Annotated in this window: 16 protein-coding genes; 11 read left to right on the forward strand and 5 right to left on the reverse strand. The window is 47.3% G+C overall.

Annotated features, from left to right (window positions below; translation table 11 throughout):
* Positions 1–34: 34 nt before the first annotated feature.
* The 4 genes from ACOIT5_RS19645 (at position 35) to ACOIT5_RS19660 (ending at position 5,995) form a co-directional block, all read left to right on the forward strand.
* Positions 35–1,291, forward strand: a complete 1,257-nt coding sequence (locus tag ACOIT5_RS19645) for a competence/damage-inducible protein A (protein WP_423127873.1) — start codon at positions 35–37, stop codon at positions 1,289–1,291.
* Positions 1,288–3,762 carry an AsmA family protein gene (locus tag ACOIT5_RS19650; protein WP_423127874.1) on the forward strand — a complete coding sequence of 825 codons (2,475 nt, stop codon included), beginning with the start codon at positions 1,288–1,290 and terminating at the stop codon, positions 3,760–3,762. Before ACOIT5_RS19645 ends, ACOIT5_RS19650 begins: the two co-directional genes overlap by 4 nt.
* Positions 3,763–3,845: 83 nt before the next feature.
* The gene (locus tag ACOIT5_RS19655; protein ID WP_423127875.1) at positions 3,846–4,874 is read left to right on the forward strand and encodes a glycoside hydrolase family 43 protein; all 1,029 of its coding nucleotides are present in this window, start codon (positions 3,846–3,848) and stop codon (positions 4,872–4,874) included.
* Between the two features lie 188 nt (positions 4,875–5,062).
* Positions 5,063–5,995, forward strand: coding sequence for a magnesium transporter CorA family protein (locus tag ACOIT5_RS19660; RefSeq protein ID WP_423127876.1), 933 nt, complete (start codon positions 5,063–5,065; stop codon positions 5,993–5,995).
* Positions 5,996–6,072: 77 nt separating this feature from the next.
* On the opposite strand, the gene ACOIT5_RS19665 is transcribed toward ACOIT5_RS19660, so the two are convergent.
* A complete protein-coding gene (locus tag ACOIT5_RS19665) occupies positions 6,073–7,713 on the reverse strand; it encodes an ArnT family glycosyltransferase (RefSeq protein ID WP_423127877.1) in 1,641 nt (546 codons plus the stop codon).
* A gap of 258 nt (positions 7,714–7,971) precedes the next feature.
* On the opposite strand from ACOIT5_RS19665, the gene ACOIT5_RS19670 reads away from it, so the two are divergent.
* Positions 7,972–8,637: a hypothetical protein gene (locus tag ACOIT5_RS19670; RefSeq protein ID WP_423127878.1), complete on the forward strand. Its 666-nt coding sequence runs from the start codon at positions 7,972–7,974 to the stop codon at positions 8,635–8,637.
* Positions 8,638–8,712: 75 nt separating this feature from the next.
* Here the strand turns inward: ACOIT5_RS19670 and ACOIT5_RS19675 are convergent, their stop codons facing one another.
* The 4 genes from ACOIT5_RS19675 to ACOIT5_RS19690 form a co-directional block, all read right to left on the reverse strand.
* Positions 8,713–9,891: a TolC family protein gene (locus tag ACOIT5_RS19675; RefSeq protein WP_423127879.1), complete on the reverse strand. Its 1,179-nt coding sequence runs from the start codon at positions 9,889–9,891 to the stop codon at positions 8,713–8,715.
* Entirely contained in the window at positions 9,875–12,988 is a 3,114-nt protein-coding gene (locus ACOIT5_RS19680; protein ID WP_423127880.1) for an efflux RND transporter permease subunit, read from the reverse strand. Before ACOIT5_RS19680 ends, ACOIT5_RS19675 begins: the two co-directional genes overlap by 17 nt.
* Positions 12,989–13,001: 13 nt before the next feature.
* A complete protein-coding gene (locus ACOIT5_RS19685; RefSeq protein WP_423127881.1) occupies positions 13,002–14,531 on the reverse strand; it encodes an efflux RND transporter periplasmic adaptor subunit in 1,530 nt (509 codons plus the stop codon).
* A gap of 74 nt (positions 14,532–14,605) precedes the next feature.
* Complete coding sequence (locus ACOIT5_RS19690; protein ID WP_423127882.1) at positions 14,606–15,004, reverse strand: hypothetical protein; 399 nt, start codon at positions 15,002–15,004, stop codon at positions 14,606–14,608.
* A 147-nt stretch (positions 15,005–15,151) separates the two neighbouring features.
* Here ACOIT5_RS19690 and ACOIT5_RS19695 point away from each other — a divergent pair, with 147 nt between their 5' ends.
* The 6 genes from ACOIT5_RS19695 to ACOIT5_RS19720 all read left to right on the forward strand — a co-directional run bounded on the left by ACOIT5_RS19695 (position 15,152) and on the right by ACOIT5_RS19720 (position 23,215).
* Positions 15,152–15,787 carry a hypothetical protein gene (locus tag ACOIT5_RS19695; RefSeq protein ID WP_423127883.1) on the forward strand — a complete coding sequence of 212 codons (636 nt, stop codon included), beginning with the start codon at positions 15,152–15,154 and terminating at the stop codon, positions 15,785–15,787.
* 136 nt (positions 15,788–15,923) lie between these two features.
* A complete protein-coding gene (locus tag ACOIT5_RS19700) occupies positions 15,924–17,540 on the forward strand; it encodes an ABC-F family ATP-binding cassette domain-containing protein (protein ID WP_423127884.1) in 1,617 nt (538 codons plus the stop codon).
* Positions 17,541–17,795: 255 nt separating this feature from the next.
* Positions 17,796–18,959 carry a glycosyltransferase family 4 protein gene (locus tag ACOIT5_RS19705; protein WP_423127885.1) on the forward strand — a complete coding sequence of 388 codons (1,164 nt, stop codon included), beginning with the start codon at positions 17,796–17,798 and terminating at the stop codon, positions 18,957–18,959.
* Between the two features lie 122 nt (positions 18,960–19,081).
* Positions 19,082–19,969, forward strand: a complete 888-nt coding sequence (gene fabD / locus ACOIT5_RS19710; RefSeq protein WP_423127886.1) for an ACP S-malonyltransferase — start codon at positions 19,082–19,084, stop codon at positions 19,967–19,969.
* Between the two features lie 108 nt (positions 19,970–20,077).
* Entirely contained in the window at positions 20,078–20,692 is a 615-nt protein-coding gene (locus ACOIT5_RS19715) for a copper homeostasis protein CutC (RefSeq protein WP_423127887.1), read from the forward strand.
* Between the two features lie 36 nt (positions 20,693–20,728).
* Positions 20,729–23,215 carry a helix-turn-helix domain-containing protein gene (locus ACOIT5_RS19720; RefSeq protein WP_423127888.1) on the forward strand — a complete coding sequence of 829 codons (2,487 nt, stop codon included), beginning with the start codon at positions 20,729–20,731 and terminating at the stop codon, positions 23,213–23,215.
* Positions 23,216–23,493 lie beyond the last annotated feature (278 nt).

Consider the following 23,493-nt stretch of genomic DNA (forward strand, 5'->3'; position numbering starts at 1 on the left):
TTCTCGCCCGATAAATAAAAAACTTCAGACCAACATGAAGGCAGAAATCATTACCATCGGCGACGAAATCCTGATCGGACAAATCATTGATACCAACTCAGCCTGGATCAGCGAGCAGCTTAACCTGCACGGCATTGAAGTGTATCAGATCACTTCTGTCCACGACGACCACAGTCATATTTTACAAGCCCTCACCGATGCCGGGAAGCGGGTTGACCTGGTGCTGATTACCGGCGGATTGGGGCCAACAAAAGACGATATCACCAAAAAAGTCCTTTGTGATTATTTTGATTGCGGGCTGATTGTTAACGAGCAGGTATTGCAACATGTTAGCGACATGCTGTCTCGCCGGAATATTACGGTCAACCGGTTAAACAAAGACCAGGCCCTGGTTCCGGAGAAATGCACCGTACTTCACAATGCATTGGGCACAGCGCCCGGAATGTGGTTTGAAAAAAACGACACCATTTTTGTTTCCATGCCGGGCGTACCTTTCGAAATGGAAGGACTGATGCGGGATGAAGTGTTGCCCCGGCTACGCAAAAACGGAAAAGCAAAATCCATCTGGCACCAAAACGTCCTTGTATACGGAATTCCTGAATCCATGCTGGCCGAGAAAATTGAGTCCTGGGAACTGGCGCTTCCGGCCCACATCAAACTGGCCTATCTGCCCAACCAGTTAATGATCCGGCTGCGGCTGAGTGCATACGGCGTTGATCCTGTATTATTACAAGAAGAAGTGGAACGTCAGATTGCAGCGCTGGAGAAAATTATTCCCGAAGCCATTTTTGGCTATAACGGCGACACCATGACCGGGGTAACCGGGAAACTACTGGTCGGTTGCAAGGCAATGGTGGCCGTAGCCGAGAGTTGCACAGGTGGACACATTGCTCATCTGTTCACTCAAAACCCGGGCAGTTCAGCTTATTTTAAAGGCGCAGTGGTTGCTTATGCCAACGAAACAAAAACAGCCATCCTCGGCGTAAAAAATGAAACCCTGCAGGCATACGGCGCTGTTAGTAAAGAAGTGGCGCTGGAAATGGCCGAAGGGATAAAAAAAGCGCTCCGTACCGATTATGCCATTGCCACCACCGGCATAGCAGGTCCTGACGGAGGAACAGATGAAAAACCGGTGGGCACTGTTTGGATAGCCGTTTCGGGAAAATATACCAACCGGGTTGAGCGTTATACCTTTGCACACAACCGCGAACGAAATATTTTACGTTCGTCGCAAACGGCCATTAATATGCTGAGACAACACATTCTTACTGAAAATACAGAAACAAAATGAAGAAAATTGGAATCATCATCGCAGCTGTCCTGCTGACACTTTTCGCAGCAGCTATTGCCATCCCTGTCTTTTTTAAAGGACCGTTGATGGAAAAAGTGAAACAAACCATAAATAAAAATGTCAATGCCCGGGTTGATTTTTCTGATTTTAACCTGAGCTTAATCAGGAACTTCCCAAAAGTTCAGGCAGAGATCAAGGGATTGACCGTTACCGGGAAAGAACGTTTTGAAAACGACACATTGGTGTATATTGGCTCGGTGGCTACGAAATTGTCGCTGGCCGATTTGTTTAAGAACGAAGGGCTGAAAATTTCCAGCCTGAGTGTGAACAAAGCCGTCATCAACCTGCTGGCGACCAGCGATGGCCTGGTGAACTGGGATATCGCGTACCCGGACGAAGCTGCCCCTGATGAAGCTGAAGAACAGGAAAGCGACCTGGTTATTTCGTTACAGGAGATCATTGTCCGCGACCTCAGTCTGAATTATAAAGACGAAGCCTCAACAACCCTGGTTCGCCTGCTGAATGCCGACATCGATGCCGGAGGAGAAGTTGAAGGCACCGTTACCCGCTTTACGCTGGATGGCGAAATCGGCGAATTTATCCTGGAATACGATTCGGTGCAATACATTGCCAATACAGTACTGAAAGCCAAAAGTGAGCTAATGGCCGATTACGATAAAATGATTTTCACCTTCGGACAATCGACCCTGTACCTGAACGAACTTCCGCTGGATGTCAGCGGCCGCTTCGAAATGCCGTCGGACAGTATGTACTTCGACATTCAGTTTAAACAACCGAAAAGCGATTTTGAAACCCTGCTGGCGATGGTGCCTAAAAGTTACCAAAGCTACCTCGAACAGATCAAAACTTCGGGTGAAGCGGGGTTTGAAGGAGAAATTAAAGGCTGGTTTTACGAAGAAGATTATCCGGCAATCAATACCCGGATGTACATCAAAAACGCATCGCTTCAATATACCGGAGCCCCTGAGAAAATTGAACAGATCAGTCTCGAAAGCAGCATCAGCAAACCCCAGGGCGACCTCGATTTGCTCAGTATTCATGTTTCAGAGGCGCAGGCTAAAATCAGGGAAAACCCGGTAAACATGAAACTTACCCTCACCCATCCGATGACTGACCCCGAATTCGACGCTTCATTCAACGGTAAAATCGATTTTACCCGGCTGGCCGATGTCATCCCGATGGATAGCGTAGAGTTAAAAGGTTTTATGGACGGACAACTGGCCGTAAAAGGAAAAATGTCGGCCATTGAAAAACAGGACTATACACAGATTTCATCGAACGGCGTGTTCAATTTCCGCGATTTTCTGATCAATACGCCGCAACTAACGCGCCCGGTCGAAATCAGTTCCGGCTCGGTCCGTATCAATAACGCAGAGATCAACTTAACATCGCTGGCCGCGAAAACCGGGCAGAGTGATTTTCAGCTCACCGGGAAGTTAAGCAATTACCTGCCCTATTTCCTGATGAATAAAACCCTGCAAGGCGATTTCAACCTGAAATCGAATTACATGAACTTTGACGAACTGGCCGGCTTAATGGCTGATTCGGGTGAACCAACCGCTGCTGCCGACAGCATGGTGGCGTTCCAGGTTCCGGGCAACCTCGACATGGCATTCCGTTCCCAAATCAACCGGGCCAGCTTCGACCGGATGGAAATCAAAAACATAGACGGTGTGATCCGGGTGAAAAATCAGGTACTGGAACTGCAAAAACTGAACATGGAGATGCTTCAGGGCCAGCTGACCGTGGATGGCTCGTATAAAAGCAACCCGGAGAACAAACCTGAGTTCGACTTTAACCTGGTCATCAACTCCTTCCAGATTCCGGCTGCCTACCAGTCGTTCAGCACGATGCAACGTTACATGCCCATTGCTTCGCGCAGCCAGGGCGACATCTCGTCACAAATCAAATTTAAAGGCCAGTTTGATGAAAAGCTGAATATCATCGCCTCGTCCTTAAACGGAAATGGTTTCCTAAATACCCAGAACCTGCAAATTATGGATTCGCCAACCTTTGATCAAATCCGGAATTTCATCAAGAAAGAAAAGTTGAAAAATGTAAAGATCGATGATTTTACGGCTCATTTTCAACTCGAAAACGGAAATGTATTGATGAACCCGTTCCAAACACGAATCGCCGATCAGGATGTTTCCATTTACGGAAATGTATCGGTTAACCGCACCCTAAGCCTGAATATGGATTTTAAGGTGAACAAAGAGGATCTGAGCGGCGATATTGAAAAAGCGCTTGGCTTCCTTCCCGGATCCGAAAATATCAAAATACTTGACGTATCTGTTCTGGTTAAAGGTGAACTGACAAAACCCGAAGTTGCGCTCGACCTGAGCAAAGCCCGTCAGCAAATTACCGAAGAAGTGAAAAAATCGACCAAAGAACAAATCAATAAGTCGGTTAAAAAAGTTGGAGACGAACTAAAAAAGCTATTTAATTAACAACAAACTCTATAGGGCGTCTGAAAAGTCCCGGAGAAAACTTCATGACTTTTCAGACAGCCTTATGTTAAATCAATTTATTCATGACTAAAGTATTTACATTACTGCTTCTTATGGCAGCCCTGTACGCTTGTGCCCAAACGCCAAAAGTGAAAAATGAACCAAAATTGTCAGGCAATCCGCTTTTCGAAGGTTGGTATGCCGATCCTGAAGTTGCCGTTTTTAACCAACGCTATTGGATTTTCCCAACCTTCTCGGCCAAATACGAAGACCAGGTTTTCCTGGATGCCTTTTCCTCCGACGATTTGGTCAACTGGACAAAACACGAAAAACTGATTGACACCACCATTGTAACATGGGTCAACAAAGCCATGTGGGCACCTTCTATTATTGAAAAAGAGGGCAAATATTACCTGTTTTTTGCCGGGAACGACATTCAAAACGAAACAGGCCCGATGTACAATGCCGCTTTGGGCGAAAAGAACAAACAAGGCGGCATCGGCGTTTGCGTGGCCGACCAGCCCGAAGGCCCGTACACCGATTTGTTGGGAAAGCCCCTGATCAGCGAATTCCATCATGGCGCACAACCCATCGACCAGTATGTTTTTAAAGCGCTGGATGGAAACTACTACATTGTTTACGGCGGCTGGGGACATTGCAATATTGCCCGGATCAGCGACGATTTTAAAAGCATTATCCCTTTTGAAGACGGTGAGCCGGTCAAAGAGATTACCCCAAAAGGCTACGTGGAAGGACCAACCTTTTTTATCCGAAACGGCCGGTACTATTTTATGTGGTCGGAAGGCGGCTGGGGCAATGCCAGCTACAAAGTAGCCTATGCCATTGCCGATAGTCCGTTTGGCCCGTTTGAACGCCTGGCAACCGTCCTGGAACAGGACCCTGATATCGCTACCGGCGCCGGTCATCATTCGGTACTCCAAATTCCCGGCACCGATGAATGGTATATTGTTTACCACCGCCGCCCCATCCCAAACCTCGATCGCGACCACCGTGTGGTTTGCATCGACCGGATGTACTTTGATGAAGACGGCACCATCAAACCGGTTAAAATGACCTTTGAAGGCGTTGAGGCCCGGAAGCTGATCGATTAACAAATTAATAACAAAAAACAATTTAAAAAACTGCCTCTTTTCGACCGGATTTAACTATTTTTGTCCCGCTAATTGCAAAAAACATCAAATGGACGAAGGCCCTTATCATAAGGAAACGAAATTATTAACCTCCCTGTAGGCGGCCTACCCCTCTGCCTCCTGCAGGTCAAATAGAAGGAGGCAAGCTCATGCTAAAAATCTTTAAAAGCTTTGGCGGATACGTCGAAATTCCGCAGGCAGAAAAAGGATGTTGGATCAATGTCGTTCGACCCTCTCAGGAAGAAATTAACCGGTTACACGGCGAATTCCGGGTTCCTTTGGATTTAATTCAGGACATCATGGACGTAGATGAGCGTCCCCGGTATGAAGTCGACGACGACTGGTCGTTGATCATCCTGCGGATTCCGGTTGAAAGTCCCAACAACGGCGTACCTTATTCTACCTTGCCCTTGGGGGTCATCATGCTCAACCAGGTAACGATCACCTTGTGTTCAACCCCGAATGAGGTGTTGCCGGCCGAACAACCAGCGCTGTATCGCGGACAAAACCACCTGATCCATGATGAACTGAACTTCATTATTAAACTTTTTTTGCGCTCGGGAAGTACCTTTTCCCAGTATCTGAAACAAATAAACCAGCAAACAAACCAGATTGAAAACGAACTGGAGAAATCCATCCGGAATAAAGAACTGAATAAATTGCTGAAAATGGAAAAGTGCCTGGTGTATTTCATTACCTCGCTGAAGGCCAACGAGATTGTACTGGCCAAACTCCGGAATTCATTTAAACGAAACTTGACGGAGGTGAATGAGGATTTACTGGAGGACGCCATTATCGAAAATAAACAGGCGCTGGAAATTTCCCAGATTTATTCCGACATTCAAAGTGGCATGATGGACGCATTTTCATCGGTTATCTCCAATAACCTGAACGTGGTGATGAAACAACTGACCTCCATTTCCATTATCCTGATGATCCCAACCCTGATCGCCAGTTTGTACGGGATGAATGTGCCCAACCACATGGAAAATTCCTATTGGGCTTTTCCCCTGATCCTGGTTATCTCGTTTGCGATGTCCATTCTGGGTATTGTAATCTTTCGAAAGAAAGATCTGTTCTAAAAAACTCCGTTGAATCAAAAAAAAGCAGCTTAGTCTGCCCGGGTTGGCTATTCTGCTTTTATCGTATCGCTGATTTTTTATCTGGCCCCTCTCACCCGCAACAGGTAACGGGTTTCAAGTTTCAGCTTCCGGGTTTTGGGATTTAAAAACTTCAGCGACATACGCGACAGGCTTCGGTGAGATAAGACCTTCACGGTATCTACTTTCACATTCATTTCCTCTAACTCTTCCAAACCCTCCGGGCCGGTGTACAACCAGTCGTTAACTGCCGGCGGATTTTCCATATAATCTTTGGGTGTAACCATGTACCTCCCGTAATTTTTGGAATAAAAGAAAATTTCCCAGTACCGGCCTTCTTCGGTATAAATATGAAGTTCCTCTTTACCGCTGGTTTCTTCGTTAAATGTACGGACAGCCGCAAAAGAAGAATGATATTTTCCCATGTTGGGGAGAATACTTGTGTTTAGTATAAAAAGTAAAGCAGAACCGGAAATCAGCAAATAGGACAATTGCTTGTTCAGACTGTTTTTCCAACTCAGGATGTAAACAAAAGCCCCGGCCAGGATAACGACAACCGCCCAGATCCATATTTTGCTCTCCTGAAAGAAATAGGTTATAAACGGGAAAATCAGCAGGAATAACAGGATGCCAATAACCAGATGAATATAACCAATCACCTTTTTCAACTGGTTAAAGGCAGGTAACTCAAAAATCAAAAAGGCCCACCGGGCGCCCAAAATCAAAATCAACGGCAATACCGCCATTTCATAATGCGGATTTTGCTGTTTCGCCACCGAAGCAATCAGCAAGTATACCAGGATACCTCCCAAAGTGAAAAATTCATCCTCGCCTGTAAAATTTAGTTTTCGTTTTACCTTTTCGCGAATTTGCATAAACAGGCCAACAAAACCAAAAACAGCCCAGGGAGCAATCATGTACAAGGTGGTATGAAAATAAAAAAAAGGATCGTTGTGTCTCCCGTGATAACTTCCGGTAATACGCCCCATGTTATTGGTCCAGAAATAAAATTTGACCCCTTCCGGTCCAAATTGTTTGTACAGCCCCCAGATCGCAGGCAGAATTAACAAGGCCACAATAGGAATGGCCACCAACCAGCGGTAATTGACTATCGCTTTAAAATTGCGGGTTAGCAACAGGTGCAAACCCACTGCTGCACCCGGAATTACCATTCCAACGGGACCTTTATCCAGCATTGCTAATCCAACGAAAACCGTTCCCAGGTAGAAATGATATTCCTTTTTCTTTTTGAAATAGGCCGCGTATTGCCAAATCGACAGCATCACCGGCACAACCAAAAGCGTATCGGTATGAATATCGTTATGAAAATGAACATAGCCCAAACAAGTAGCCCAAAAGAATGCGGCAAGGCTTCCGGTGCGTTTGTCATACAGCAATTCGCCCAATTTAAAGGTTGCGTAAACACCGATCAGTGAAAACAGGAGAATGACCAGCTTGTAAGCAATGCCCGAAATGCCAAAAAGCTTAAATGTGACGGCAGCAATCCAGAACAAAAGCGGAGGTTTCTGATCGTACGCCTCACCACCTACAGTCAGGTTTATCCAATCGTGATTATCCAGAATTTCGCGTCCTACCTGGGCATACTTCGCCGCATTCACAATCATCGGCACAAATAAGCCGGATACGTTGACCAGTAGGTATAAACCAACAGCCACAACTAACCAAACTAACTTTTTCATTCCCTGAATTCTATGATATAAAAATTTTGTGCAAAGCTACATCTTCCCGCAATATAAAACGCGTCTGCACCCAAAAGATTATGCCAAAATCAACATCTTTTAACAGCTGAACGATACAGGTTGTTGCTCCTGCAAATACAGAACAGAATTGTCCTGATACGATTTTTAATATTATTTTTACACGCTGTAAGAAAAATACAGCATATTTGAACCCTGTTTACAAACAATAGCAGAATTTAAACACAGAAACAACACATTATGAATGTAAAAAAACTAATTACAGCAACTGAAGTTATTTTATGCGCCGGTCTGTTCGTCTTCACCGGGTATGGCATGTACCTGGGCAGACAGGGACAAGAAGCCTTTGACCCTTTTGTACAGGAAGACGGTCTGGTTGAAAACCTGACAGCACTTTTCCTTTTTGGAGCCAGCATGGTTAGCCTGTACCGGGTATTTGAATACAGGAAAATGAAAAAACTGTTATGGGTATTTAGCGCGGCTTTTCTGGCATTTCTGTTCTTTTTTGCCGCAGGCGAAGAAATCAGTTGGGGACAACGGATTTTTAATATTGAAAGCAGCGAATTTTTCCTGGAAAATAACAAACAGGCCGAAACAAACCTGCACAATCTGGTTGTTGGAGGAAAAAATCTGAACAAGCTGATTTTTTCTCAGTTGATGTTTATCATCCTGATCATCTATTTTGTTTTTTCGCGCCTTATTGTCTGGAAGATACCGGTCATTCGGAACCTGGTAAACAAGTTCAGGGTACCACTGCCCAAAACACAGCACATCGTTGTTATGTTGATTGTTACCCTGATGATCCTGAGCATTGGCCTGGTCAAAGAAAGTGAGTTGCACGAGTTGTCATTCGCCTTTGTCTTTTTCCTGATCTTTCTGAACCCGGCAAAAACCGACCAGGTATAACCGATCTTCGCTGATAAAAATAAAAAGTCACCGCAACCTAATTTTCGGTGACTTTTTATTTTACAAAAACTTAGCTCATTGTTTTTCCCAAACGACCATCGATACGTAAGCTGTTTGAAGCTGTTTTTCGGCATCCAGCAACTGATCAATCGCTGCGTAGTTAAATTGGATCTCGAGCAAATAATCAATCAGTGAAATTTGTCCGGCCTGCAGGGCCTCATCCAGCAATTCTTTTTGCCCGATCCGGTTAAGTTGCTCACGGTACGAACGGACCAGTTTAAACGCATCATCCGCCCTGGCATAAACCTGCGTCAAATAGCTGCGCCATTGCAGCCGGTAGTCCTGTTCCTGTAAAGCGGCGGCCTCCTGTTGCGCACGCGCGGCCCTCACTGTGTTGTTCTTTTCCCACAGGGGAACTGTTAAACCAAACGTAATCCCCTGAAATTTTTCAGCAGCAGTTTGCTCCATCATGTAACCGCCGGTCAGGCCGGGCATACGTTTGGCCCGGCTCAGTTTCTCGCTTTCTTTTCCGGCTTGTTGCGTCAGTATCCACCACTGCGTCTGAGGGTTGGCTGCCGTAACCTGTTCGATCCACGCCTCAACATTTTCGGGCAAACGGACAGGCAACCAGCCTGTTTCGTCAAACGACAAGTCCCGGTCGCCATTCAGGGCCGTTAGTTGCAACAACACCTGCTTCCGGTCCTGCCGAAGTTGCTCGGCCTGTTTTTCGGCCTGAAGCTGATACAAAACAGCTTTATTCCGGTCAATCAGGTTCACGTCGCCCACAGAAAACTTTTCTTCGTATGCCCGGGCCAACCGTGTTGCCTCGCTCAACCGGTTCTGCAACTCCTCCCCTTTCCGGTTCAGGTAAACCAATTCAACCCATAAGCCTGCAGCCTGATACAACAATTCGAAACGAAGCCGGCGATATTCCAGTTCCGCCTGCTCATCGCGGATGGATGCAAGTTTTCGCTGACGGGCATAAACCGTTGGAAACTCAATTTCCTGTGTCACCGAAAAATCTTTCCGGTTACCGATTCCTGAAGGATCGCCCCAAAGGTAAGCTCCCTCAACGCTTGGATCGGCCGGAGCCAGTCCAAGCCGGTTTTCAAGCTTTTGCGCATCGGTTACGGCCTGGTAAGCCTTCAAGCTGGAATTATTGCGTAACACTTCCTGCAAAAACCCGTCGAAACCGGTTTGCGCAGACGCTGAAAATCCGCAAAACAACAGGATGATATTAAGTATTTTTCTCATAATCTTTTCTTTTGAGTAATCCAAAACGGTGCAACAACTGGTAAATTACGGGCACCAGGTAAATGTTCAGCAGGGTTGACGACAACAACCCGCCCAAAATTACTTTGGCCATCGGGCTTTGAATTTCATTCCCGGGAGCATCGCCCTGGATTGCCAACGGGATCAGGGCCAAAGCAGCAGTCAGCGCTGTCATCAAAATCGGGCTTAGCCGGTCGATGGAACCGCGAATCAGGATCTCGTTCAGCGGCAACGCCTGTTCTTCCATCTGCTGAAAACGCGAAACCAGCAAAATTCCGTTCCGGGTGGCAATGCCGAATAAGGTGATAAAGCCAATAATTGCAGGAATACTGATCATTCCCGAAGTCAGCCGGATGGCAAAAACACCGCCAATAAGGGCCATCGGCAGGTTAAGCAAAATGATCCCGGCCAGCTTGACATTTTTAAACTCGTGATACAACAACAAAAAGATGATCACAACTGCCAGCAACGATGTCAGGGCCAAGGTTCGCGATGCGCGCATTTCACTTTCGAACTGACCGCCGTATTCAACCCGGTACCCCTCGGGCAAAACGACCTGCTGCTCAATCTGTTCCCGGATTTCGCCAACAGCGCTGTGCAAATCCCGTCCTGCCACATTAGCCGAAATCACGATCTTACGCTGCACATTTTCCCGACTGACCGAACCCGGGCCAGACAGCGATTGAATATCCGCGACTTGCTCCAGGGGAACTTTTCCACCGATTTTCGTATCAATCAGGGCATTCTTTAATCCGTCGATGGTTTCGGTATAATCTTTATTCAATCGCAGAATAAGATCAAACCGGCGTTGCCCTTCGTAAATATCAGCCAACTTTTCTCCGCCAAAAGCCAGTTCGACAAAACGGGTAAATTCATCGATCGTAATGCCGTAACGGGCCAGCATCTCGCGTTTAGCTTTAATCTGAATCTGCGGAATTTCCACCTGCTGTTCCACATTCACGTCAACCAAACCATCGATATCGGCGATGGCTAACCTGATTTGATTTCCCAGCAAAAACAGCTGGTTCAGCTCCGGGCCAAACAACTTGACGGCAATATTTGCCCTCGTTCCCGAAAGCATATGATCGATTCGGTGACCCAGGGGCTGACCGACCGTTGAAGCAATGCCTGGAATACCTTGCAGGCGGCCGCGTACGTCAGCCAGGAATTCTTCACGCGGACGCTCTTTCAGTTCGAAATTTACATCAATCTCGGCGCTGTTAGTTGTTTGCGAATGCTCGTCCAATTCTCCCCGCCCGGTGCGTCGCGCCGTGTTCTTCACCTCGGGGATTGCCAGTAGTTCCGTTTCAGCCAGATTTCCAAGCCGATGGCTTTCTTCAAGCGAAATACCAGGCTGGCTGATCATCGAAATAGTCAGCGCCCCTTCGTTAAACTCGGGCAAAAAACTCCTGCCCATCGACGAGAGCATCCAAACTGCCAGCGCCAACAAAACAAGCGCGGTACCTAACATGAACTTCTTCCATTGGAACACGAACTGAAGAGAAGATTCATAATAACGGTTCAGCCGACGGTTCAGCCAATTGTCCTTTGCTTTGCGGTCCAAATACCTATCATTGGTCAGCAACAGGCGGCATAACAGCGGGGTCAGGGTCATCGCAACAATCAGGGAAACAAACAGGGAAACGATGTAGGCAATACCCAATGGTTTCAGCATACGTCCTTCCATCCCCGAGAGGAAAAACAACGGAATAAAAGCAACGATGATGATCAGCGTTGCATTCAGGATAGAAGCCCTGATCTCTTTGGAAGCATCAAAAACAATTTTCCAGACAGGTTCGCGTTTCTCCTCCGTTTTCTGATGGTTTTGCCGGAGCCGCTTAAACACGTTCTCCACATCGATAATGGCATCGTCCACCAGCGATCCGATGGCAATGGCCATACCTCCCAAACTCATGGTGTTGATATTCAGTCCCAAAAGATTCAATGTCAGCACCGCTCCCAGCAACGACAAGGGAATTGCCAGCAAAGAGATGATTGTTGTCCGGAAACTTCCCAGGAAAAGGAAAAGGATAATCACCACGAAAAGGCCGCCTTCGAGCAAAGCCGTCCTGACATTATCCACTGCCGTTTCGATAAAATCGGCCTGACGGAAAATATGACTGTCTACCACCACATCAGGCGGTAAAGTTTGACGCAGGCTTTCCAGGTTCTTCTCAATGGATTCCGTCAACTTCAGGGTATTGGTATTGGGCTGTTTCGAAACGGATAAAATGACCGAAGGGGACGCATTTTGCGAGGCATATCCCATTTTTACGGCCGCTCCGATTTTCAATTCAGCGACATCGTCAATAAACACCGGTTTCCCGCTTTTCAGCCTGACCAGCGATTTGCCCAACTCATCCAGGCTCGAGGTGCGGGCCACACCACGCACCACATATTCGTTGCCATACTGGCGGACTACGCTGCCCGATGCATTCATGCTGATGCCGGCGCACACCGTGGCCAGTTCATCCATCGACACGCCGTAATAAGCCATCAACCGGGGATCGGCCAATACCTGGTACTGCTTATAATCGCCGCCAATGATAGTTACCTGCGACACGCCGCCCGTTGCCAGCAGTACCGGTTTGATACTCCATTCGGCCGTGGTCCGCAAATCCATCAAGCTGGTTGAGTCGGACTGTAAGCCAATGAACAGGATTTCACCCATGACACTTGATTGGGGAGCGAGCGTAGGTTGGCCGACACCAAGCGGCATTTGCCCGGAAAGGCTCACCAGTTTTTCACTCACAATCTGACGCGCCTTAAAAATATCGGTTCCCCAGTCAAACTCAACCCAAACAAAGGAAAAACCCTGAGACGAACTTGAACGCACCCGACGCACATCGGTAGCCCCGTTCACAGCGGTTTCTATCGGAAAAGTCACCAGTCGTTCCACCTCTTCGGCTGCCATACCGTGGGCATCAGTCATCACCACCACGGTAGGTGCCGTCAAGTCGGGAAAAACATCGACATCCATCTCATTTGCCGTATACAAACCGGAGATCGTCAATATAACGGCTCCCAGGAGCACCAGCAATTTATTATTGAGGGAAAATTTAATAATCCGGTCTAACATAGTAGCTCCTTTCTTAATGAACATGACCGGCATGCGGATCAAGACTGTTAGACACAGCAGCCAGGTTGACCAAAACAGCCCCTTTGGTGACCACACGTTCACCGGCATCCAGGCCGGATTGAACGATTGTTTCCAGTCCGTCCGAATCGCCGATAAAAATCTGACGCTTTTCAAAGTGTTCCGGGTCAAGCTGAACCATCACAAAAAAATGTCCCTGCTGTTCAATCAAGGCTGTATTTGGAACCACCAGGCAGTTTGTTTCAGAGGTCAGCCTCAAAGTCAATTCAACATAGCTTCCCGGAAGAAATTCACCCTTATTGTCCAGTTCAAAATAAACAGGTAATAAAAAATTCTCCTGGCTCAGCTGGCTCCCTACCGATACCAGCTTTCCGTTCAGATGCTGAAGTTCCAGCCAATCGGTCTGACCGGCAGGCCGCACGGTTACTGCTTGTATTTGCTGCACCCGGGCGGCATATTTCTGCTGAATTTCGGCTTTTAGTTGAATTCTCCCCTGTTGGACCAGTCCGGCAACAGCCTGCCCTGCCGACACATGTTGCCCGTTTTGAACCAAAATCTGCCCAAGATTGCCGGCTACCGGCGCAAAAAGCAACTGACCAGCAGAAGAAAAATTCTGCTGAAGGTTTCTGTAAACAGCTTCGGCTTTCTCAAAACTGCTTTTAACTTCCAGCAATTCGCGTTGGGAAACAAGCTGATTTTCTGCCAGTTTTTCCATGCGCTCAAGGTCGGCTTTTTCTTTTTCGTAATTGGCCCGGGCCGTAGCAAAAACAACAGCAAGATTATCGTCGGCCATACCCGAACCCGTAATCCGGAACAGTTCCTGCCCGGCATTTACACGAATTCCTTCAACCACACCCGGCATAAACCTGATCATCCCGCTGGTTGCAGCGCTCAGTACCTGATTTTTCTCAGGGACTGATTGTACCGCCGCCGAAGTTTTCAAAACCGGCCCAAAGAGTTTCAGCGACGGGAAAGCTGTTGCAAAATCAATTTTCCAGGATTGCTCCTTGGTAAAGCTGACGGCATTCCCGTGGTCAGTTTCTCTGTCCTCGTAATAATGAAAAGCTTTATGATCGTCGTTAAAAACAGGAACGGCCACTTCTACCATTTTTTTTTGTCCGTCCAACTCAACAGAAAAAGACAGCGTCCCCTCTCCCGTCTGTCCGGGAGTCAGAAAGAACTGATAAATTCCGGCTTGCAAAGCCTGCCCCTCCACCGGGCCAACAAGCTGTCCTCCAACCGAAAGCAGAGCAGTAACCCTGGCCTGATCCAGCGGTTTAAAACCGGGCAGTCGGGTGAAATGCGCCAATATGCCCGCCTTTTCCCCTTCAACAAAAGGATCAGCTTCGGCGTACAATTCAAAATCACCGGTATATACAACCAGTTTTTGCTTTATTTCTTCGTGATCGTGATGATGACCGCCGTCATCCCCCGCATGTTCCCGCGGATGTGATTCGTTGTGTTGATGCGAGCAGGCCCCAAACACAAGACCTGCCGCCAATACCATAACCAATATGGGCTTCATAATTCTATTTGATTATTCGTAAAAAAATACAGAAACGACAGCATCCGTCATTCCCGAAAAACTATAAAACGGAATTATGAAATAACGGGAGGCGCCCTTAAGCCGGAAGGATGATCTGCAAATATTTTTGGTAAGATAAAATCGGGAGCCGTACAGGCTTTACCGGTAACAACCGGAACAAACACTTCGTTCAGGACTGATTTAACCAAATAGAACGAGGTGAGCAATAATATTTTCGAAGGCACCGGATCGACACTGAAATAACAGGCTACATCTGATTCTTCGCCGTGATGACACGAGCAAATGCCATCAACAACAACCGGAGATCTCTCCCCTACGCCGTCGTGCTGATGTCCGGCAGAACAAAAAGAAAACAAATCCGCATGGTGATGGTGGGGAATAAACTGATGTGCCAGAACAATAAAATAGACTGACAGCAAAAGGAAAGACAATATGTTTCGGATTTTCAGCACGAAACAAAAATAGCGTTTTATCAGGAAAGGTAAAATAGCCAAAATCCGAAATAAATAAAATTTATTGAGCAGTCCGTACGTTAGAAGGATTGAGTATATTTATCATTAATATTTTTCTTCGTCATGACAAAACTGAATTTCAGCCTTATGAAACCTGAATTAAAAATAAGAACGATTGTATTGGCCGGCCTGCTATTATTGGGGGTAATCCCGTCGATCGGCCAGAACCGGATTATCCGGAACCAGGGGTTTTATTATACCCTGGAAGCCACCGGCGGATACGGGCTAAAAATGGATACATCTTCCGATTACTGGGGAGAGGATGTGAACGAAACCTATTCGCCTTACAGTGCAGGCATCCGGGCAACTGCCAACTGGTTTTACAGTTACCATGTTTCGGCAGGAGTTGGTCTGGGCTACATGCGTTACCAGAATCCGGAGATGAACACCTTCCCTGCCCTGGTCAATATTAAATGGTTTGCCGACAAACCGGCAAAAACGCCGTTTCTTTATGCCGAAGGCGGTTATTCATACCGCTTAGACAGCGACCGGGACAATAAAGGGCTTATTTATGAAATTGGCGTTGGCTACCGGCGCAGGCTGCAACAGCGAAAAAATTTCCTCATCTTCAAAATCGGTTACAGCGGCTTTAAAACAAATGAGTGGTTATGGGCGCAAACCCCGGAAGCGGTCATCACCCACGAAGATATTTATCAATGGTATCCCCTGAACCGTCCGTCGGTTAATTTCACCATCGGGTTCTATCATTCCACCCGTTATTAATTGTTTGTAGCCAGGCTCCACCCGCTATTTTCACTTATTAACCGTGAATCTTAAGGATTTATTAACCAAAAAGAAGCGGTAACGGGATGAATTGTATTACCTTTGCGCCCCTTAAATAACGTGAAAGTTTCAAGGAATGATTACTGTTTCAAATTTAGCGATCCAGTTTGGGAAAAAGCCGCTTTTTTCTGATGTGAACATGAAATTTACCCCAGGCAACTGTTACGGGGTAATTGGGGCCAACGGCGCCGGAAAATCAACTTTCCTGAGATTAGTCTCCGGAGAGCTGGAACCCACCAGGGGATCTGTCAGCATGGGACCGGGCGAACGCCTTTCGGTGCTGAAACAAAACCACTATGAATTTGATGAATTCCCGGTTTTAGATACCGTCCTCATGGGACACAAAGAGTTATGGCGGGTCATGAAAGAAAAAGAAGCGCTGTATGCCAAACCTGAATTTACAGAGGAAGACGGTTTGCTTGCAGCTAAACTGGAAGATGAATTTGCAGGCATGGATGGCTGGAATGCCGAAAGCGATGCAGCGATGTTGCTGAGCGGCCTCGGTATCAAAGAAGATTTGCATTACCAGCTAATGAAGGACCTTGATGGCAAGGTGAAGGTAAGGGTCCTGCTAGCCCAGGCCTTATTCGGGAACCCGGACAATCTGTTGCTGGATGAGCCGACCAACGACCTCGACCTGGAAACGGTGCTTTGGCTCGAAAACTACCTGAGCAATTGCCAGAACACGGTCATCGTGGTATCGCACGACCGCCACTTCCTTGACAATGTGTGTACCGATGTCGTTGATATTGACTTCGGTAAAATCAGGGCTTTCTCCGGCAACTATACCTTCTGGTACGAATCCAGCCAGTTGGCGCTTCGCCAACAGACTGCGGCCAATAAAAAAGCCGAGGAAAAACGAAAAGAACTGCTCGAATTCATCAGCCGGTTTAGCGCCAACGTGGCCAAATCGAAACAAACCACCAGCCGTAAAAAGATGCTGGATAAACTGAATATTGAAGAAATTGAACCTTCCACCCGGCGTTACCCGGGCATCATCTTTCAACCCGAACGCCAAACCGGCGACCGCGTACTTCGCGTGGAAGGACTGACCTATATCCAGGACGGAGAAGTGTTTTTTAAAGATGCCACCTTTACCATTGAAAAAGATGACAAAGTTGTTTTTCTGGGTAAGGATAACCGCATCATGACCGCCTTTTTCAAAATCATTACCGGAGAACTGGAGCCGACAGCCGGTATTTTTGAATGGGGGGTTACCATCAAAAAAGCCTACCTGCCCATGGACAACACGGAATACTTTACCCAAAATAAAAGTCTGTACGAGTGGCTGGGTAATTATTCGCACGACACCAGCGAGGCCTTTTTACGCGGCTATCTTGGGAAAATGTTGTTCTCGGGCGACGATTTGCAGAAAAATGTACAGGTTCTTTCAGGCGGTGAAAAAATGCGTTGTATGATTTCGCGCATGATGCTGGAACACCCCAACGTGGTTATTCTCGACCACCCGACCAATCACCTTGATATGGAATCGATCCAGTCGTTCAACAACAACATGAAAGTTTACCCGGGGCAAATCCTGATGGCTTCACACGACCATGAGTTTATCCGTACCGTTTGTACCCGTGTAATCGATTTGACCCCGGACGGGGTAATCGACAAGTATATGGATTTTGAGGAATACCTGACCGACGAAAAGATTAAAGCAAACAGGCAGGCAAAATATAACAAATAAAAAACATTGGCCTGGCCGACCACTGCCGGCCAATCACCATCTTACAACCGGAAGTCCCTGAATAAAAGGCTCAGAGGATTCCGGTTGTTTTTATGATCTGTATCAGAATAAAAATAAAACAGCTCATTCGTTGATCAAAAACAGGCTTTCAGGTTAAAAAAACAATACGTTCATCAAATAAAAATTGTTAATCACATACTATAAGTACGACTAACTCTGTTTTACATTATATTTGCATAATAAAAATAGAATGCCATGAACATAAGCGTACTTCTAAATTTACTGACAAGCTTTTTTCTTACATACCTTACGATACCTGTCATTGTTAAGATATCCAATGCAAAACATTTGTTCGATGTTCCTGATCACCGGAAATTAAACAAGGTTGTCGTCCCTACTTTAGGCGGCGTCGCGATCTTCCTGGGAATGACGCTCAGCACGCTTCTTTTTTTACAGGGCGATTCCACATTCGGGTTCCGCTACTTATTTGTAGCCATCCTCATGATGCTTTTTATCGGGATCAAAGATGACATCCTGATCATGTCGGCGCGAAAAAAACTGGCTGTACAAATAGCGGCCGCCTTGGTTCTGGTCTTATTGGGTAATTTCCGCATTGTGCATGTTTATGGTTTCGCATCGCTTACCCAACTGAACGATTGGCTCAGTATCCCTTTGTCCGTTTTATTCATTTTATTCGTGATCAACGCGATAAACCTGATCGATGGCATCGATGGTCTTGCAGCAGGCATTGCCCTGTTTATTTCATCCGTACTTGGCACATGGTTCTTCCTGGCCGGGCATTTTAATGCCGGAATTGCCTGCTTTGCATTAAGCGGCAGCCTGCTGGCTTTTTTGCGCTTCAACCTGTGGGGAGGAGACAACAAAGTTTTTATGGGCGATACCGGCTCATTAATCCTGGGGACATTCCTGGCGACCCTCACCATCAAGTTTATGGAAGTCAACTATTTCACCTTCAATGAATTTTACATCACACAGGCGCCCTTAATTGCTCTCGGACTGCTGATCGTTCCGGTAACTGACACCTTGCGGGTATTTACCATCCGGATTAAAAATAAACGTTCACCCTTTTCGCCCGATATGAACCACATTCATCATTTACTGATTCGTATGGGGCTGACCCATATTCAGGCAAGCGGGTTCCTGGTTACTTACACGGTCGCATTCACATTGTCGGCTTTAACCTTACAACAATACCTGAATATTACCATCGGATTTGTGCTGATGCTCTCAGCCAGTTTTACGGCTGTAGCCCTCATTTACAAGCGCAGCCTCCAAATCTCAGCAATCAAAGAATCGGAACAAACCAGTACCGATCCGAAAACAATTCAGATGCACAACTGGAATAAAGCGCCGGAAGAAGTGGTTGCATACCGGAAAGGAAAAACATTTTATCGCTAAATATTTTGATTACAGTTTATAATTATTGATTTCCCAACAAAGAACAGAAGGTGTGGCTGAAAGGTGACACCTTTTGTATTTTAATATATCTTTGTCACTTGAAAAAACTTAAACATTTCAATATGAAAGCTTATGTATTTCCCGGTCAGGGAGCTCAGTTCCCGGGTATGGGAAAAGATCTTTACGAGAACTCGCCCCTGGCTAAAGAATTATTTGATAAAGCCAATGAAATTTTAGGCTTCAATATTACCAACATCATGTTCGAAGGATCAGTAGACGATCTGAAACAGACTAAAGTAACCCAACCGGCTATTTTTCTGCATTCCGTCATCCTGGCCAAAACACAGGAAAACTTTCAGCCGGAAATGGTTGCCGGACACTCGCTCGGCGAGTTTTCGGCCCTGGTGGCCAACGGCGCTTTAACCTTCGAAGACGGTTTACGGCTGGTTTACCAGCGGGCCATGGCGATGCAAAAAGCCTGTGAACGGCAACCTTCCACCATGGCGGCCATTGTGGGCCTGGAAGATGCTGTTGTGGAAGAAACCTGTGCTGCAATCGACGACGTGGTTGTTCCGGCAAACTATAACTGCCCCGGCCAGCTGGTGATTTCCGGAAGTATGGAAGGCATTGATAAAGCCTGCGAACTGCTGACAGCCAAAGGGGCCAAACGCGCCCTGAAACTGGTTGTTGGAGGCGCATTCCACTCTCCGCTGATGGAACCTGCCCGCGAAGAACTGGCTGCGGCGATTGATACAACCACCTTCAGTCAGCCGGTTTGCCCGGTTTACCAGAATGTAAATGCAGCGCCTGTGAGCGATCCGGCCGTGATCAAGCAAAACCTGATTGCCCAGCTAACCGCCCCGGTGAGATGGACACAGACCGTGGAAAACATGCTGAAAGACGGCGCCACGCTGTTTACCGAAATCGGACCGGGAAAAGTACTGCAAGGCCTGATTAAAAAAGTTGACCGAAATGCTGAAACTGCCGGCATCGACAGTTTTACCGCATAGAAAATTGTTTCTTCAGCTAATGCAGCCGTTCCTGAATCGTCCGTGAATATCCGGTCTGTTTTGGAACGGCTGTTTTTTTCCATGTCCCAACATCGACAGACAAAAACTATGATTATAGAAGCTTGTATCGAAAACTTCACAGAAGCGCTGGCCGCCCGGAATGCCGGGGCCGACCGGGTTGAACTGTGCGAAAACCTGAACGTGGGCGGCACTACCCCCTCCTGCGGAACCATCAAAATGTGTGTCGAAAAACTGGGCATCCCGGTTTTCGTGATGATCCGGCCGCGTGGCGGAAACTTCGTGTACTCGCCGGAAGAGCTTGAAATCATGAAAACAGACATTCAGCTATGCAAACAACTGGGCGCGCCGGCTGTTGTGTTTGGCCTGCTCACCAACGACGGCCGGATTGATGAAGCCAACACCCGCGATCTGATTGAACTGGCCCGGCCGATGCAGGTTACCTTTCACAAAGCCTTCGACGAGCTGCGCGACCCGTTGTCGGACCTGGAAACACTCATCCGCCTGGGAGCCGACCGGGTCCTGACTTCCGGCACCAAAACTACAGCGCGGGAAGGGGCCGAAGTCCTCAACCAACTCATCGAAAAAGCAGCCGGACGGATCATCATTGTTGCCGCCGGGAAAGTGACAAGCGAAACCCTGGATGAACTCAGCCAATCCATTCATACAAACGAATTTCACGGAAAAAGAATCGTAAATTTCTAGCCAAAAAGCATTTTACAGCGATTACCTGATTTAACCATGACTGCAACCAAAAACGAATTACTCGATCTGGCCTTTCATTTTGTCCGCGATACCAATCAAAACATTTTTCTGACAGGTAAAGCCGGAACCGGAAAAACCACTTTCCTGAAAAATCTGAAACGCGAGTCGCCCAAACGCATGATGGTAGTTGCCCCAACCGGGGTGGCAGCCATCAATGCAGGTGGCGTAACCATTCATTCGTTCTTCCAGATGTCGTTCGGGCCCCAGGTGCCGCAGGAAAATCCTTCGCTCACCATCAGCAATCCCGAGGGGCTCAACGCCCCCACCGCCATCAAACGTTACAGCAAAGAAAAGATCAACATCATCCGCAGCCTCGACCTGCTGGTGATTGACGAGATCAGCATGGTGCGCGCCGATTTACTCGACGGGATCGACGAAGTGCTGCGCCGCTTCCGCGATAAGCGAAAGCCGTTTGGCGGCGTTCAGTTGCTGATGATCGGCGACCTTCAGCAGTTGGCCCCGGTGGTTAAAGACGATGAATGGGAAATTTTGCGGAAATATTACGATACCTGCTATTTCTTCAGCAGCCTGGCGCTCCGAAAATCCTGCTACGTCAGCATCGAACTGAAACACATTTACCGGCAAAGCGACGAAAATTTTATCCGCCTGCTGAATAAAATACGCGAGAATGAACTGGATGAAGAAACGCTGGCCGAGCTGAACAAACGATACCTCCCCGGTTTTCATCCGAACGACCAGGAAGGTTACATCACCCTCACCACCCACAACTACCAAGCGCAGGAAATTAACCAATCCAAATTAAACGGGCTGAAGACCAAAGCGCATACATTTCAGGCACGCATCCGGGGCGAATTTCCCGAATACATGTACCCCACCGAGCCGGAGCTGGCGCTGAAAGCCGGGGCCCAGGTGATGTTTGTAAAGAACGACAGCTCGGTATCCAAACGATATTACAACGGAAAAATCGGGACCTTGCACTCCATCACCGACGACGGCCTAAAAGTGCAATGCCCCAACGAAACGGAACTTATTTGGGTAGAACCGGAAGAATGGCAAAATGCCAAATACGCCCTTAACCCCGAAACACAGGAGATTGAGGAAACGGTGGCCGGCACTTTTGAACAATACCCTTTGAAACTGGCCTGGGCCATCACCATTCACAAAAGTCAGGGGCTCACCTTCGAAAAAGCCATCATCAATGCCCGCCAATCGTTCGCTCACGGACAGGTTTACGTGGCCCTCAGCCGCTGCAAATCGCTCGAAGGCCTGGTGCTCAGCGCCCCTATTATGCCGCAAAGCGTTAAAAACGACCATACCGTCAGCCATTTTATCAGCGAGGTTGAACAAAATCAGCCCGACGATCAGGACCTGCTCAAAGCCAAACAGCTTTACCAACAACAATTACTGACCGAACTGTTCGATTTCAACCCCGTTCAACGCCACATTCAATATGTACTCAAGCTTTGCAACGAACATGGCTCGCTGCTTTTGGGTAACCTTAACCAGCAACTTCAATCGATACTCCCAACGTTAAAAACAGAATTAATTGAAGTTGCCGGAAAATTTCAGCGACAACTCATCAGCCTGAGTGGATTAGCGGCTGAAGCAGAGCAAAACGAAGCCTTGCAGGAACGGGTAAAAAAAGCCTGCCCCTATTTTCTGAAAACAATGGATACTGTGATTCTGCAGGCACTGAAAACGGCCAATTTTGAAACCGACAACCAGGCCATCCGGAAATCGCTTCAGGAAGGTTTGCAACGGCTCCGGCACGAACTGAAGGTAAAACAAGCAAGCCTCGAAAGCTGCCTCGACGGGTTTGAGCTGAAGCGCTACCTCGACAGCCGCGCCAAAGCGGCCATCGAACCGGAGGGAAGCAGGGCAGCCGACGGGACCGGCCATGCTGCCATATCAAAATATCCCGACTTTTTTAAACAGATGCTTGCCTGGCGCCATCAAAAAGCGAAAGAAAGCCGGGTGGAAATAGCCCGTGTGATGCGCCAAAAAACCTTACTCGAACTTGTTGAAAAGCTTCCTGCAACTATTGCCCAACTAAAGGCAGTGAAAGGAATGGGCGGGAAAAAGATGCAGCAGTTCGGAAAAGAAATCCTCAAAATGACCATCGAATACCGTCGCCGGAAAGGACTGGAACTGCCGCTGAAAGCGGATAACGAAATTTCGGGCGCCGGTTTAGACAGCAAAGAAACCAGCCTGCATCTATTTCAACAAGGGCTAACGGTGGCCGAGATTGCCCAAAAGCGGCAAATGGCCCAATCTACCATCGAAGGGCATCTCGCCCACTTTGTCGGCCTGGGTGAGCTGGACATCAACCGCCTGGTCGATCCTCAAAAAAGAAAGGTTATCGCCGAACTGGCCGTCCGGAAACCAGGCTCGTCATTAGGCGAACTGAAGGCTGCCCTCGGAAGTTCGTATTCATATGCCGAAATCAGGTATGTGATCAAGCACCACGAAGCCGAAAGGACGAAAAAAATAAATAAAATTTGACCCGTTTTTGAATCTGCTCCCGCGACGGGAGAAAAACAATTTTCTGACGCCTGCATCCGGTGTACTGACTGCCCCTTGTCCACCTGTTGTCCGGTTTTGGCTATTGCAAAAAACAACAAACTACCTGGCAATAAATTACTTAATAAAATGATTTTGTCCGGAAAATGTCCAGTTCAATTTCATGGTTAATAGTGACCATTGGTTTATATTTATACTAAAAATCCGAAAGATTACGGTGAAGAAAATATTAATCCTCATGTTATTAATCTCATTGATCC

Source organism: Gaoshiqia hydrogeniformans (assembly GCF_049347105.1).
Taxonomy (GTDB): domain Bacteria; phylum Bacteroidota; class Bacteroidia; order Bacteroidales; family Prolixibacteraceae; genus Gaoshiqia; species Gaoshiqia hydrogeniformans.

Excerpts from the sequence above, each read along its gene's own strand:
- fabD (WP_423127886.1), top strand. The coding sequence starts at position 19,082 with ATGAAAGCTTATGTATTTCCCGGTCAGGGAGCTCAGTTCCCGGGTATG.
- ACOIT5_RS19660 (WP_423127876.1), top strand. The coding sequence starts at position 5,063 with ATGCTAAAAATCTTTAAAAGCTTTGGCGGATACGTCGAAATTCCGCAG.
- ACOIT5_RS19665 (WP_423127877.1), bottom strand. The coding sequence starts at position 7,713 with ATGAAAAAGTTAGTTTGGTTAGTTGTGGCTGTTGGTTTATACCTACTG.
- ACOIT5_RS19705 (WP_423127885.1), top strand. The coding sequence starts at position 17,796 with ATGAACATAAGCGTACTTCTAAATTTACTGACAAGCTTTTTTCTTACA.
- ACOIT5_RS19685 (WP_423127881.1), bottom strand. The coding sequence starts at position 14,531 with ATGAAGCCCATATTGGTTATGGTATTGGCGGCAGGTCTTGTGTTTGGG.
- ACOIT5_RS19720 (WP_423127888.1), top strand. The coding sequence starts at position 20,729 with ATGACTGCAACCAAAAACGAATTACTCGATCTGGCCTTTCATTTTGTC.
- ACOIT5_RS19650 (WP_423127874.1), top strand. The coding sequence starts at position 1,288 with ATGAAGAAAATTGGAATCATCATCGCAGCTGTCCTGCTGACACTTTTC.
- ACOIT5_RS19695 (WP_423127883.1), top strand. The coding sequence starts at position 15,152 with ATGAAACCTGAATTAAAAATAAGAACGATTGTATTGGCCGGCCTGCTA.
- ACOIT5_RS19680 (WP_423127880.1), bottom strand. The coding sequence starts at position 12,988 with ATGTTAGACCGGATTATTAAATTTTCCCTCAATAATAAATTGCTGGTG.
- ACOIT5_RS19715 (WP_423127887.1), top strand. The coding sequence starts at position 20,078 with ATGATTATAGAAGCTTGTATCGAAAACTTCACAGAAGCGCTGGCCGCC.
- ACOIT5_RS19670 (WP_423127878.1), top strand. The coding sequence starts at position 7,972 with ATGAATGTAAAAAAACTAATTACAGCAACTGAAGTTATTTTATGCGCC.
- ACOIT5_RS19655 (WP_423127875.1), top strand. The coding sequence starts at position 3,846 with ATGACTAAAGTATTTACATTACTGCTTCTTATGGCAGCCCTGTACGCT.
- ACOIT5_RS19700 (WP_423127884.1), top strand. The coding sequence starts at position 15,924 with ATGATTACTGTTTCAAATTTAGCGATCCAGTTTGGGAAAAAGCCGCTT.
- ACOIT5_RS19675 (WP_423127879.1), bottom strand. The coding sequence starts at position 9,891 with ATGAGAAAAATACTTAATATCATCCTGTTGTTTTGCGGATTTTCAGCG.
- ACOIT5_RS19645 (WP_423127873.1), top strand. The coding sequence starts at position 35 with ATGAAGGCAGAAATCATTACCATCGGCGACGAAATCCTGATCGGACAA.